The organism is Klebsiella sp. LY, assembly GCF_004010915.1.
In the GTDB taxonomy this organism is placed as follows: domain Bacteria; phylum Pseudomonadota; class Gammaproteobacteria; order Enterobacterales; family Enterobacteriaceae; genus Klebsiella; species Klebsiella quasipneumoniae.
In genome coordinates, this window is sequence record NZ_CP022444.1 from 1,578,354 (window position 1) to 1,591,999 (window position 13,646).

The window sequence follows — 13,646 nt, forward strand, 5'->3', positions numbered from 1 at the left end:
CGGTCTGTGATAAACTGCGCCTTACCACGTGAAATCAGGAATCGATGAATGGCTACAATGCTGGATGTCTCAATTCGCGCAGGCGTCTCGAAAGCGACGGTTTCCCGCGTGTTGAACGGCACAGGTCAGGTGAAAGAGAGCACCCGCCAACAGGTCTTTAAAGCGATGGAAGAGCTGGGCTACCGGCCGAATTTCCTTGCCCGCTCGCTGGCCAATCAGACCAGCAACAGTATCGGGCTGGTTGTCTCCACCTTTGACGGCTTCTACTTTGGCCGTCTGCTGCAGCAGGCGTCACGCCAGACAGAAGCCTGGGGAAAACAGCTTATCGTCACCGACGGCCATGATACGCCGGAGCGCGAAGAGGAAGCGGTGCAGATGCTCGCCGACCGGCAGTGCGATGCGATCATCCTCTATACCCGGCATATGAGCGAGAAGGCGATCATGTCGCTGATTAACTCGATCGCCATGCCGCTGGTGGTGATTAACCGTGATGTGGCGCAGGCCCGCGAACGCTGCGTGTTTTTCGAACAGCAGGAAGCCGCCTTCCAGGCCGTGGAGTATCTGATTACCCAGGGCCACCGCGATATCGCCTGCATCACCGTCCCGATGCACACCCCCACCGGCCAGGCGCGCCTGCAGGGCTATCGCAACGCGCTGATAAAACATGGTATTGAATGGGATCCGAGCCGGGTGAAATACGGGGACTCGACGATGACCCGCGGCTACGAGCTGTGCCGGGAACTGCTGGACGAGAAAGCCCGCTTCAGCGCGCTGTTTTCCTGTAACGATGATATGGCGCTGGGGGCCTCAAAGGCGCTGCATCAGGCGGGGCTGCGTATTCCGCAGGATGTGTCGCTGTTTGGCTTCGACGATGCGCCAAGCGCGAAATGGCTGGAGCCGGGGCTGTCGACGGTCTATCTGCCCATCGACAACATGATCACCACGGCTATCGATCAGGCGATCAAGCTTGCTAATCAGCAGCCGATCGAAACGATCCCGCCGTTCACCGGCACGCTGGTGTTGCGCGAGTCGGTAACGACGGGACCTTTTTTTAAATAAGCTCTAAGGCCAGCAGCTCCTGGATGGTCTGGCGACGACGGATCAGCCGCGCCTTGCCGCCATCAAACAGCACCTCCGGCAGCAGCGGACGGCTGTTATAGTTGGATGACATCGAGGCCCCGTAGGCGCCCGTGTCATGGAGCACCAGATAATCCCCTGGGGCCACCGCCGGCAGCAGACGGGTCTCGACTTTACCCCCTTCCTGCTGGGTAAAGACGTCTCCGGACTCGCACAGCGGCCCGGCCACCACGGTCTCCACCTGCGGCGCGGCGCTGAGATCGCGGCCATCCACCGCCAGAGCGGTGATATGGTGATAGCTGCCGTACATCGCCGGGCGCATCAGGTCGTTAAAGCCGGCGTCAATCAGCACGAAGTGGCGGCTGCCCATCTCTTTCACGCTGCGCACCTGCGACACCAGCACGCCGGACTCGGCCACCAGGAAGCGTCCGGGCTCAATCTCCAGTTTCACCGGGTGCCCCAGATGGGTGGCGATCTGCTCCCGGGCGCGGTTCCACAGGCCGTAATAGTGGGCGGTGTCGATGGCCTCTTCACCCTCGCGGTAAGGAATAGACAGGCCGCCGCCGGCGGAGATGGCCTGCAGATCCTGGCCAAAGTCGACAACCTGGCGCACCATCGCGCCGCACACCTGCTCCAGGTGACCGTAGTCGACGCCAGAGCCGATATGCATATGGATCCCCACCAGCTGCAGCTGATAACGACGCATCACTTCCAGCGCCGCCGGCAGATGGCTGTACCAGATGCCATGCTTGCTGTTCTCACCGCCGGTATTGGTTTTCTGGCTGTGGCCGTGGCCAAAGCCCGGGTTGACGCGCAGCCAGACGCGATGGCCCGGCGACACCTCCCCCAGCTGGCTTAGCATGTCGATCGAACCGGCGTTCACCGGGATCTGTAACGCCTTGACGCGATCGAGGGTGGCGTCGTCGATCAGATCGGCGGTGAAGACAATATCCTCTGGATTCTGCTGCGGATCGTAGCCTGCCGCCAGCGCACGCTCGATCTCCCCCAGCGACACCGAGTCCACCTTCACCCCCTGCTCACGCATCAGACGCAGAATATGGATGTTAGAGCAGGCTTTTTGCGCAAAACGCACCACGTCAAACTGGCTGAGCTGGGCAATCTGGCGGCGAATAATCTGCGCATCATAGACCCAGACCGGGCAGCCAAATTCCGCCGGCAGGCGCAGCAGGTTGTCCGCGGTTAGATCGGTATCAGTGGCGTAAAGAGAATGTGGCATAAAAACTCCGGTGCAGTGCGTGTGTTGGTCGCTGTTTTTTCTGATTACGCCACAGTGCCTGACCAATAAAAAATATCGTTTTATCGCGACTCTATGCAAAAATGATATGGTTACAGCCGAGCCTCAGGGAGACCGCATGCCAGCCGTCAATTTGCGCCATATCGAAATCTTTCACGCGGTGATGACCACCGGCAACCTGACCGAAGCCGCGAGGATGCTGCACACCTCGCAACCCACCGTCAGCCGCGAGCTGGCGCGCTTTGAGAAGGTGCTCGGCCTTCAGCTGTTTGAGCGGACCCGCGGTCGCCTGCAGCCAACCGTGCAGGGCCTGCGCCTGTTTGAGGAGGTTCAGCGTTCCTGGTACGGCCTGGACCGCATCGTCAGCGCCGCCGAGAGCCTGCGCGAGTTTCGCCAGGGCGAGCTGTCGATCGCCTGCCTGCCGGTGTTTTCCCAGTCCTTTCTGCCGCTGCTGTTGCCGCCGTTTCTCGCCCGCTACCCGGAGGTCAGCCTGCAGATCGTCCCTCAGGAGTCGCCGCTGCTGGAGGAGTGGCTCTCCGCCCAGCGCCATGACCTTGGCCTGACGGAGACCCTGCATACCCCGGCGGGCACCGAACGCACGCCGCTGCTGACGCTGAATGAAGTCTGCGTGCTGCCTGCCGGCCATCCGCTGGCGGCGCAGACGACGCTGACCCCCGCCGATTTTCAGGGCGAAAACTACATCAGCCTGTCGCGCACCGACAGCTATCGCCAGCTGCTCGACGCCCTGTTCCTTGAGCATCAGGTTAAACGGCGGATGGTGGTCGAAACCCACAGTGCGGCCTCGATCTGCGCCATGGTGCGCGCCGGCGCCGGGATCTCGGTGGTTAACCCGCTGACCGCCCTGGACTATGCCGATAGCGGCGTGGTGGTGCGCCGCTTCAGCGTCGAGGTGCCGTTTACCGTCAGCCTGATCCGCCCGCTCCATCGCCCGCGCTCGGCGCTGGTCGATGCCTTTGTGACGCACCTGCAGCAGAGTCTGCCGCAGATCCTCACGCCGCTGGCGTCGGTCCTGCAGAGAGCATAAAGTTGACCGCGTCTTCCGCATGGATCGCCGCGGTGTCAAAGACCGGCAGCGGGCTGAGCTCGGCAGGCACCAGCAGGCCTATCTCTGTACAGCCGAAAATAACCCCTTCCGCTCCCTGCTCCGCCAGGGCGGCGATCGTCTGCAGATAATAGTCCCGCGATGCCTCGCTGAAGGTGCCGAGACAGAGCTCGTCGAAGATGATCTGATTGATCCGCGCCCGATCGTCGGCCTCGGGGATCAGCGTCTCGATGGCAAACTGCTCCTGCAGACGACCGCGATAAAAGGTCTGCTCCATGGTATAGCGAGTGCCCAGCAGCGCGACCCGCCGCTGGCCTTTGGCGGCAATCGCCCGCCCGGTGGCGTCGGCGATATGCAGAAAGGGAACCTGGCAGCGGGCGGCGATGGCATCCGCTACCTTGTGCATGGTGTTGGTGCACAGGACAATGCCCTCGGCGCCCGCCTGCTGGAGCCCGACCGCGGCTTCGGCAAGGATCGCCCCGGCGCGATCCCAGTCGCCGGCGGACTGACAGGCTTCGATGTCGTGAAAATCGACGCTGTGCAGCACCAGGCTGGCGGAGTGCAGCCCGCCCAGTCGCGCCTTCACGCCTTCATTAATCAGGCGATAGTAAGGGATCGTTGACTCCCAGCTCATGCCACCTAACAGGCCAATGGTTTTCATCTTCTGCTCCTTATGTCGTTTCTGCCAGTGAAACAAACTTGTGATCAACTTTCCACTTCTCTGGCCGCGTATTTCTTTTTCATGAAGAGTGGGATAAGTTAAGTGAAACAACGTTTCATTTTAACAACAGGATCGCCCGATGTTTATTTTCCATAAAGACACCACCCTTGAAGACCTCGGCAATGGCGTAACCCGCCGCATTCTGGCGCACGACGGCAAAATGATGGCCGTAGAGGTGAATTTTGCCGCCGGCGCCGTCGGCCCGATGCATAACCATCCTCACGAACAGCTCACCTATGTGCTCTCGGGCGAGTTCGAGTTCACTATCGGCGAGGAGACGCGCGTCGTCAGCGCTGGCGATACGCTGTATAAGCAGCCGGGGATCATGCACGGCTGCGTCTGTTTGCAGCCCGGCACGCTGCTCGACACCTTTACCCCGATCCGCGAAGATTTTCTCGCACGCTGATGAAAAACGGGGGCGATCGCCGCCCCCGATTCAGGTTTCACAGCACGCGCTAAAAAAGATGCCGCCCCAATCATTATCCTGGTAATAATATTTCCCGCTCAGTTCAGACTGATTGTTCCTTGTTTTCAAGCTCCCTCAGATCCTTAAAGTGCTTACCACCTCACCTTTTTGAAACATCGTTTCGACTTTGATCACATTTCCATCCAGATCTGCATGACGCGGAAATAAATCGCAATAAAATGAAATTAAAACGGTGTTTTATAAAAAAAGATCAGCATAAAAAAAGAGCCTAATGGCCCCTCCACGCTGGGCCAGTTAAAACTTAAGCCATTCATTAACAAGGATATGTTAACCAGAGGAAACGTTCAGACTTTTTGCGTTGGTCGCGGCAAAAGGCCGACAGCGCCGCGTCACCCGATCCGTATTACAACTCGTAAGCCAGGTAGGTATGTATGAATGAAAACAAGCTGCTGGGATTGGCATGGATATCGCCCTATATCATCGGGCTGATTGTCTTTACTGCTTTTCCTTTTGTTTCATCTTTCTTTCTCAGTTTTACTGAGTACGACTTGATGAGTCCGCCGGTATTTAACGGCATTGAAAACTATCGCTATATGTTGACCGAGGATAGCCTGTTCTGGAAATCGATGGGGGTGACCTTTGCCTACGTCTTCTTAACCATCCCCTTAAAACTGGCTTTCGCCCTCGGCATTGCCTTTGTGCTCAATTTCAAACTGCGCGGCATCGGCTTTTTCCGCACCGCCTACTACATCCCGTCGATCCTCGGCAGCTCGGTGGCGATTGCCGTGCTGTGGCGCGCCCTGTTCGCCATTGACGGCCTGCTGAACAGCTTTCTCGCCGTCTTTGGCATCGATGCCGTCAACTGGCTGGGGGAACCCTCGCTGGCTTTAATGTCGGTCACCCTGCTGCGCGTCTGGCAGTTTGGCTCCGCGATGGTCATCTTCCTCGCCGCCCTGCAGAACGTCCCGCAGTCGCAGTATGAGGCGGCAATGATCGACGGCGCCTCGAAGTGGCAGATGTTTATGAAGGTCACCGTGCCGCTGATCACCCCGGTGATTTTCTTCAACTTTATTATGCAGACTACCCAGGCGTTCCAGGAGTTTACCGGCCTGTACGTGATAACCGGCGGCGGCCCGACCTATTACACCTACCTGTTCTCGCTCTACATCTACGATACCGCCTTTAAGTACTTCGACATGGGCTATGGCGCCGCGCTGGCGTGGGTGCTGTTCCTCGTCGTGGCGGTTTTTGCGTCGATCGCCTTTAAGTCATCGAAATACTGGGTCTTCTACTCCGCCGATAAGGGAGGCAAAAATGGCTGATATTCAACAGATGGCGCCGGTGATAAGCGACGCCGATCGTGAGGTCGCCCGTACGCTGCGCCGGGAAAAAGTGAGCCGGGTGGTGCGCTACGTCGTGCTGATATTCGTCGGCCTGCTGATGCTCTACCCGCTGGCGTGGATGTTCTCCGCCTCGTTCAAGCCGAACCATGAGATCTTCACCACCCTCGGGCTGTGGCCGACCCACGCCACCTGGGACGGGTTTATCAACGGCTGGAAGACCGGCACCGAATACCATTTCGGCCACTATATGCTGAACACCTTTAAGTATGTGATCCCGAAGGTGGTGTTAACCATCATCTCCTCCACCATCGTGGCGTACGGCTTTGCGCGCTTTGAGATCCCGTGGAAGAAGTTCTGGTTCGCGACGCTCATCACCACCATGCTGCTGCCGAGCACCGTCCTGCTGATCCCGCAGTACCTGATGTTCCGCGAAATGGGGATGCTGAACAGCTATCTGCCGCTGTACTTGCCGCTGGCCTTCGCCACCCAGGGATTCTTCGTCTTCATGCTGATCCAGTTTCTGCGCGGCGTGCCGCGCGATATGGAAGAGGCGGCGCAGATCGACGGCTGCAACTCCATCCAGGTGCTGTGGTATGTGGTGGTGCCGATCCTCAAGCCGGCCATTATCTCGGTGGCGCTGTTCCAGTTCATGTGGTCGATGAATGACTTTATCGGTCCGCTGATCTACGTCTACAGCGTCGATAAGTATCCCATCGCGCTGGCGCTAAAAATGTCTATCGACGTCACGGAAGGCGCGCCGTGGAACGAAATTCTGGCAATGGCGAGCATCTCCATTCTGCCGTCCATCATCGTCTTCTTCCTGGCTCAACGCTACTTCGTGCAGGGCGTGACCAGCAGCGGAATCAAAGGTTAAGAGGGAAATATCATGGCTGAAGTGATTTTCAACAAACTGGAAAAAGTTTACTCCAACGGGTTTAAAGCGGTGCATGGTATCGACCTGAAGATTGCCGATGGCGAATTTATGGTGATCGTCGGCCCTTCCGGCTGCGCCAAATCGACCACCCTGCGCATGCTGGCGGGTCTGGAGACCATCAGCGGCGGCGAGGTGCGGATCGGCGACAAGATCGTCAACAACCTGGCGCCTAAATCCCGTGGTATTGCGATGGTGTTCCAGAACTACGCCCTCTATCCGCATATGACGGTGCGCGAAAACCTCGCCTTTGGCCTGAAGCTGAGCAAGCTGCCCAAGGCGCAGATTGATCGGCAGGTGGAGGAAGCGGCGAAAATCCTCGAACTGGAGGAGCTGCTGGAACGTCTGCCGCGCCAGCTCTCCGGCGGCCAGGCGCAGCGCGTGGCGGTGGGCCGGGCGATCGTCAAAAAACCGGACGTCTTCCTGTTCGACGAGCCGCTCTCCAACCTGGACGCCAAGCTGCGCGCCTCGATGCGCATTCGCATTTCCGATCTGCATAAGCAGTTGAAGAAATCCGGTAAACCGGCGACCACCGTCTACGTTACCCACGATCAGACGGAAGCGATGACCATGGGCGACCGCATCTGCGTGATGAAGCTCGGCCACATTATGCAGGTCGATACCCCGGACAACCTTTACCACCAGCCGAAAAATATGTTTGTCGCCGGCTTTATCGGCGCGCCGGAGATGAATATTCGCCCCAGCCAGCTGGTTGAGCACGACGGCCGCCTGTGCCTGACCCTTGGCGACCAGCGCCTGCCGTTGAACGACCGTCTGGCGGAGAAAGTCGGCGCCTATCAGCATCAGGAGGTGTTCTACGGGGTCCGCCCGGAATTCGTGTCGCTCTCCGACGCACCGTTCGCCGAAGGCGGCTGCATGGGCGAGATGGTGCGGGTGGAAAACATGGGTCATGAGTTCTTTGTCTATCTGCAGGTCGCGGGCTACGAGCTGACCGCTCGCGTGCCGTCGGACGATGCGAAGCCGATGATTGCTAAGGGACTGAATCGAAAAGTCTATTTCACCTTTGATCTTAACAAGTGTCACATCTTTGACGCCAAAACCGAACAGAACCTCTCTCTGTGAACCCTGGAGCATAACAATGAAAAACGTGCTGATAAGCGCCACCCTCTCCGCCACCCTGGGCCTTAGCGCCTTCTCCTCGCTGGCGCAGGATGTCGACCTGCGCATGTCCTGGTGGGGGGGCAATGGCCGCCATCAGGTGACCCTCAAGGCGCTGGAGGCTTTTCACCAGCAATATCCTGATATCAATGTCAAAGCGGAATATACCGGCTGGGACGGCCATCTTTCGCGCCTGACCACCCAGATAGCCGGCGGCACCGAGCCTGACGTGATGCAGACCAACTGGAACTGGCTGCCGATCTTTTCGAAAAATGGCGATGGCTTTTACGATCTCAATACTCTGAAAGACGAGATCGATCTCAGCCAGTTTGACGCCAAAGAGCTGCAGTCCACCACGGTCAACGGCAAGCTCAACGGCATCCCGGTGTCGGTCACCGCCCGCGTTTTCTACTTTAACGACGAAGCGTGGAAAAAGGCGGGCATCCCCTTCCCGAAAACCTGGGATGAACTGCTGGCGGCGGGAAAAACTTTCGAAAGCAAACTCGGGAAACAGTACTACCCGGTGGTGCTTGAGCACCAGGACGTGCTGGCCCTGCTCAACTCTTACATGGTGCAAAAATACAACCAGCCGGCCATCGATGAGAAGGGCCGCAAATTCTCCTACAGCAAAGCGCAGTGGGCGGACTTCTTCGGCATGTATAAGAAGCTTATCGACAGCCATGTGATGCCGGACACCCGCTACTATGCCTCGTTCGGCAAGAGCAACATGTACGAGATGAAGCCGTGGATCCAGGGTGAATGGGGCGGGACCTACATGTGGAACTCCACCATCAATAAATATTCCGACAATCTGAAGCCGCCGGCGAAGCTGGTGCTGGGGGAATACCCGATGCTCCCCGGCGCCACCGATGCCGGACTGTTCTTCAAGCCTGCGCAGATGCTGTCCATTGGCAAATCGACGAAAAACCCGCAGGCGGCGGCGAAATTGATTAACTTCCTGCTGAACAGTAAAGAAGGGGTGGATATTCTGGGTCTGGAGCGTGGCGTGCCGCTGAGCAAAGCGGCGGTCACCTACCTGACCGAGGACGGGATCATCAAAGCCGACGATCCGGCGGTGTCCGGCCTGAAGCTGGCGCAATCCCTGCCCACCACCCTGCCGGTCTCGCCGTACTTCGACGACCCACAGATCGTCGCCCAGTTCGGCACCACCCTGCAGTACATCGACTACGGTAAAAAGTCGGTGGAAGAAGCGGCCGAGGACTTCCAGCGCCAGACCGACCGCATTCTGCGCCGCGCGATGCGTTAACCTGCCTGAACTCTCCCGCGGCGTCCGCCGCGGGAGAGCCTGCCTGAGCATCTTGTCAGAAGAAATATTTAAAGCGCACCCGGGCACCATAGCGTTCGTCGGGATTCCCGCTCTTCGCCGCCGTGGAATCGAGCCACGAGGCGTAGGCGCCAAGGTAAATATTGAAGTTCGGCATCGCCATAATATTCGGCAACTGCCAGGATGTATGCACGGTATGGATGTCATAGCGCCCCGGCGGGAGGATTGCGCAGTCGCCATCGCACTCGCCATTCACCCCGGCCATGTTGAACTGATCGATTTTGTTATGCGCGTAGATATAGCCCAGCTCCACGCGATGCCACAGGGCATTGATTCCGGCGCTGAAGTCGGTTTCATCCGCCGCGTCCAGCAGGGCAGTACTCAGATTGACCACCGCCCCATCGTGCGGATCGCTTTTCAGGGTGTTCCAGCTCATGGTCATCCCGTAGCCGGTGCGGTTTGACTGGTCGACCCAGCGCCCGCTCTGATTCTGATAGCCGTAGGCGTTGTTGACGAGGTTGCTCTCTATCGCTGCCGCCGCCGACCAGGCGCCGGACTGCCACACCGCCACCGGCCGCACGTACACTACGTTTTTGCGGTTTTCCAGCGCATTACCGTGATAGTTCTGATCGACAAACAGCGAACTGCCGTCCTCCACCAGGGTATTGACCTCGAAATACCAGTTATCTACGGTTTTGCTGAACAGGAGGTTGCCGCCGCTGCTGCTGCGCCCGCGCCCCTCTTTCATCATGTAAATATAGCCATAGCCGTCGGAATAAAGGTCGTTGGCGGTATTTCCTGAATATTCAATAAAGGTATCCTGATTCAGGGGGAACATATCCCAGGCTTCAAAGCGGCCTATTTTTATTTTCCAGTCATCCTGCTGACCAAAGAAAAATACCGCATCGTCGAGATTCATTTTGCCATCCATATCCGCCAGCGGCTGCACGCTGAATCCGGCATATTTCCCGTCGTCGCCATTACGTCTGCCATCAAAACCCAGCAGAATACGGCCGTTAATATCCCAGCGCTCTTTCTCGCCGGGCGCCCAACTTTTATTCGCGCTGGTTTTGACCGACGTTAGGCTACCGGTGCGGCTGGCGCCATCAAGATTAAATTCGACGTCGCCATAAAATTTTAATTCGCCATTGTCGTTCAGCTGCAGGCGCGGCGTAGCCGGCGCCGCGCGGGCGACCGTCGTGGCCTGCTGCTGGCCTTTCAGCGTCTTAATCTCCGCCTCTGCGCTGGCGGCGCGCGCCTCCGTCGCCTTCAGCCGCTGCTCCATTTGCGCCAGCCGCTCTTCCAGCGATAACGGCGCCTGCGCCATCGCCTGTGGCAGATACAAAGACGTGAGAAAACACCCGACCCAGATTTTATTCATCGGTAAACCCTTTTATTATGGAATGAACTGAATTTTTTATTAATGGGTAATGCACGACGATACAGGCAATAATAACCCGCCCATCGTCAAAGACGGGTTATTAACGACAACAGCCTTTTTATTATTCGAGCTGCCAGGCTCCGGCTTCGGTTAATGCCGCCGAACCGCTCCAGGCAAATAACGCTAATTCACGGCGGGGAGCCTGCGGGTAGATACGGCTGCTCAGGCAGGCCTCGCCGTCATTGACAAAAACCTCCACCGAAGAGCTATCGAAAAATATCCGCAGATTGAGATCCGCCCCGGCGGTCAACGGTACGCTGCGCGTCCCGCACAGGCCATACTGCGGATAATGCCGCTCCAGCACCAGACGCTGCTGTTGGGCATCCACGTAGAGGCGCAGGCCATCGCCAAAGCGCAGACCATACTGCTCGGCGCTGCTGCTGGCGCAGTTCCAGCGCAGGTTGACCTCCATCGCCTCGCAGTTGTCGACCATAGTGGTCTGCTGATTGTTCAGGGTGCTTACCGGCCACGGGAACCAGGCGCCGCGCAGGCTCTCCACTTCTTTCGCCGGGCGCATCTGCAGGCGGTTATCCGCGCTCAGGCTCAGCTCGCGCGGCAGGGAGAGCATGCCCGCCCAGCCGTCCTGCTGCTCCGGCAGCGGCGATTCCCACATATCCAGCCAGCCAATCACGATCCGCCGGCCATCGGGGGTGGCGAAGCTTTGCGGCGCATAGAAATCGTGGCCGTGATCCATCTCCGTGAACTCGCCGTGACGGACGAATCGCTGCCCCGGCTGCCACTCGCCGATCAGATAGCCGCTCTGGAACAGGTTACGGTTGCGGAACCCCTCGGCCTGCATCCCCTGCGGGGAAAACATCAGGACGCGTTTGCCGCTGAGGGTGAAGAAGTCCGGGCACTCCCACATATAGCCCATGGTGCTTTCCGCTTCATCCAGCACCCCCGCGTCCTGCCACTGGCGCAGATCGGCTGAACGGTACAGCCGTACCTGACCGGTGTCGCCTTCGCGCGCGCCGACGATCATGTACCAGCTGTCTCCCTCCCGCCAGACCTTCGGATCGCGGAAATGGTGCATGCCCGGCGGAGTGTCGACCACCATCCCCTGGCGCTCGAAGTGGATCCCGTCCCGGCTGGTGGCCAGGCACTGTACCTGATACAGATTGGCTTCGTCGCCAGGGTCGCCGTGGAATTTATGCCCGGTGTAAATCAGCGCCAGGGTATCGCCATCGACCACCGCCGAGCCAGAGAAGCAGCCGTCTTTATCCTCCGGCCCCTCCGGCGCCAGGGCCACCGGCAGATGCTCCCAGTGCACCAGATCCTTGCTCCGTGCATGCCCCCAGTGCATCGGCCCCCACTGGGTGGAGTACGGGTGATGTTGATAAAAAGCATGGTACCAGCCGTCGAACCACACCAGACCGTTTGGGTCGTTGATCCACCCGGCGCGGGCCGCCAGGTGATAGTGCGGATACCAGCGCAGATTGAGCGCCTGGCGTTGTGTCTGGAGTACCTGTTCAGCCCTGGAGATTGTGTAAGTCATCGTTTTCACTCTTTTTGATTCAGATAGCGGTAGGTTGCGACATCAGCGGATCGGCGGAGGATTTGCCGGAGCGCAACAAGAAGATGGAAATAAAGGTGGTGCAGAACACCAGCAGGCCCATGATCAGATAGGACTGGGCGAAGCCATATTTTTCATAGCTGTAGCCCGCCAGCGGCGACAATACGCTGGCGATAATCGAGCTGGTGCAGGCGAAGCCCACCAGATAGAGGGTGGAGGAGAGGCGTTTATCGAAGTTAATGCTGTTGTACTTAAAGATAGCCACCAGCAGTATCGGCAGCTCCACCGCGTGCAGCAGTTTGGTGATGGAGATCAGCAGCGGCCCCTCCACCAGGCCGGAGGCCACCATGCGCATCGCCATCACCATGCCGGCGAAAATCAGACCGTTTTTGGCCCCGATGCGGTTCACCAGCCACGGCGCGCAGAACATGCCGGCCGCCTCGAGGAACACCTGGAAGGAGTTAAGGTAGCCATACATCTCATTGCCTTCCTGCAGGGTCGCGAACTGCGATGAGAAATAGACCGGGAACTGCTGGTCATAGACGCCGTAGATGCAGGTGCCGATGACGAAGAAGACCAGCGCCCAGAAGCGCGGCAGCGTCAGCAGGCGCAGCGCATCTTCCAGGGCCACCTTGCCGCCTGAAACCGCCTCCTGCATCGCATGCGGTGCCGAGGAGACGCGCAGCCGGGCCAGCAGAATAAAAAACACCAGTCCGGAGCAGCTGGCGACGAGGAAGTTAAGCTGCGGGTTGATGTTAAACAGCAGACCGGCGAAGAAGGTGGCCACCGCCCAGCCCAGCGAGCCCCACATCCGCGCCCTGCCGAATTCAAACTGGCTCTGGCGCGCCACGCGCTCGGTATAGGATTCCAGCACGCCAATGCCGCCGTTAAAGGTCAAGCCGATGTAGATCCCGCCGAAGATGCTGCCCAGCAGGACGTTAATTTTCAGCAGATGGCCGAACAGCAGATACGCCGGACCGGAGAGGATCAGCAGCGCGGTGATATACCAGAGCAGATGTTTGCGCAGCCCCAGCTTATCCTGGATAAAGCCATAGCAAACTTGCGCAAACAGCGCGGAAACCGACAGCACGGCGTAGATGATACCGGTATCGCCGGCCTTCAGCCCCACCTCCTGGTGCAGCCAGATGGAAAGCAAGGAGCCGGATGACGACCAGGTCACGAAAAAGAAAAACAGTAAGGCACTGAGCAACGGGTAGCTGTGTGAGTGATGCGCTTTCATCATGACATTCTCGTGTTAGAGGAATGCAATTATGGTAACGTTAACAAAAAACAAAGCGCAGAGGGATTCGCTGCGATATATGATGTTAATCACAAAAGTTAACGTTAACATAATGAAGATGCGATCGCGATCAAAAATCAACCGCAACATCGCTCACGACGGCGTTAGCAGAAAATCGTTTCATGCTTTTACATCAGCGACTTAGTTGTATAGCCTGTACTCTGCAGCAAT

Annotated in this window: 13 protein-coding genes; 7 read left to right on the forward strand and 6 right to left on the reverse strand. The window is 58.2% G+C overall.

Annotation, left to right across the window (positions count from 1 at the left end; all coding sequences use genetic code 11):
- The first annotated feature begins 57 nt into the window (after window positions 1-57).
- On the forward strand, window positions 58-1,059 hold the full coding sequence (locus CE636_RS10490) for a LacI family DNA-binding transcriptional regulator (RefSeq protein WP_004229436.1): 1,002 nt from the start codon (window positions 58-60) through the stop codon (window positions 1,057-1,059).
- Here the strand turns inward: CE636_RS10490 and lysA are convergent.
- Window positions 1,052-2,314: a diaminopimelate decarboxylase gene (gene lysA / locus CE636_RS10495; RefSeq protein WP_017899245.1), complete on the reverse strand. Its 1,263-nt coding sequence runs from the start codon at window positions 2,312-2,314 to the stop codon at window positions 1,052-1,054. The genes CE636_RS10490 and lysA overlap by 8 nt on opposite strands.
- Before the next feature lie 136 nt (window positions 2,315-2,450).
- Between lysA and CE636_RS10500 the strand changes: the two genes are divergently transcribed.
- The gene (locus tag CE636_RS10500; protein ID WP_004205422.1) at window positions 2,451-3,377 is read left to right on the forward strand and encodes a LysR family transcriptional regulator; all 927 of its coding nucleotides are present in this window, start codon (window positions 2,451-2,453) and stop codon (window positions 3,375-3,377) included.
- Here the strand turns inward: CE636_RS10500 and CE636_RS10505 are convergent.
- Entirely contained in the window at window positions 3,343-4,056 is a 714-nt protein-coding gene (locus CE636_RS10505; RefSeq protein WP_004205421.1) for an aspartate/glutamate racemase, read from the reverse strand. The two genes, CE636_RS10500 and CE636_RS10505, sit on opposite strands and share 35 nt — an antisense overlap.
- A gap of 139 nt (window positions 4,057-4,195) precedes the next feature.
- Between CE636_RS10505 and CE636_RS10510 the strand changes: the two genes are divergently transcribed.
- The 5 genes from CE636_RS10510 (at window position 4,196) to CE636_RS10530 (ending at window position 9,203) form a co-directional block, all read left to right on the forward strand.
- Entirely contained in the window at window positions 4,196-4,522 is a 327-nt protein-coding gene (locus CE636_RS10510) for a cupin domain-containing protein (RefSeq protein WP_004205420.1), read from the forward strand.
- A gap of 452 nt (window positions 4,523-4,974) precedes the next feature.
- Complete coding sequence (locus CE636_RS10515) at window positions 4,975-5,865, forward strand: carbohydrate ABC transporter permease (RefSeq protein WP_017899246.1); 891 nt, start codon at window positions 4,975-4,977, stop codon at window positions 5,863-5,865.
- Window positions 5,858-6,760: a carbohydrate ABC transporter permease gene (locus tag CE636_RS10520; RefSeq protein WP_017899247.1), complete on the forward strand. Its 903-nt coding sequence runs from the start codon at window positions 5,858-5,860 to the stop codon at window positions 6,758-6,760. Before CE636_RS10515 ends, CE636_RS10520 begins: the two co-directional genes overlap by 8 nt.
- Window positions 6,761-6,772: 12 nt before the next feature.
- Window positions 6,773-7,900, forward strand: coding sequence for an ABC transporter ATP-binding protein (locus CE636_RS10525; RefSeq protein ID WP_017899248.1), 1,128 nt, complete (start codon window positions 6,773-6,775; stop codon window positions 7,898-7,900).
- A 16-nt stretch (window positions 7,901-7,916) separates the two neighbouring features.
- Window positions 7,917-9,203, forward strand: a complete 1,287-nt coding sequence (locus CE636_RS10530) for an ABC transporter substrate-binding protein (protein ID WP_004205415.1) — start codon at window positions 7,917-7,919, stop codon at window positions 9,201-9,203.
- 55 nt (window positions 9,204-9,258) lie between these two features.
- Here CE636_RS10530 and CE636_RS10535 read toward each other — a convergent pair whose 3' ends face one another.
- The 4 genes from CE636_RS10535 to CE636_RS28670 form a co-directional block, all read right to left on the reverse strand.
- Window positions 9,259-10,602 (reverse strand): carbohydrate porin, encoded by a 1,344-nt coding sequence (locus CE636_RS10535; RefSeq protein WP_017899249.1) that lies wholly within the window; start codon window positions 10,600-10,602, stop codon window positions 9,259-9,261.
- Between the two features lie 121 nt (window positions 10,603-10,723).
- Window positions 10,724-12,157 carry a glycoside hydrolase family 32 protein gene (locus tag CE636_RS10540; RefSeq protein WP_017899250.1) on the reverse strand — a complete coding sequence of 478 codons (1,434 nt, stop codon included), beginning with the start codon at window positions 12,155-12,157 and terminating at the stop codon, window positions 10,724-10,726.
- Window positions 12,158-12,176: 19 nt separating this feature from the next.
- Window positions 12,177-13,418 (reverse strand): MFS transporter, encoded by a 1,242-nt coding sequence (locus tag CE636_RS10545; protein ID WP_017899251.1) that lies wholly within the window; start codon window positions 13,416-13,418, stop codon window positions 12,177-12,179.
- A 12-nt stretch (window positions 13,419-13,430) separates the two neighbouring features.
- Window positions 13,431-13,565 carry a hypothetical protein gene (locus tag CE636_RS28670; protein ID WP_017899252.1) on the reverse strand — a complete coding sequence of 45 codons (135 nt, stop codon included), beginning with the start codon at window positions 13,563-13,565 and terminating at the stop codon, window positions 13,431-13,433.
- Window positions 13,566-13,646 lie beyond the last annotated feature (81 nt).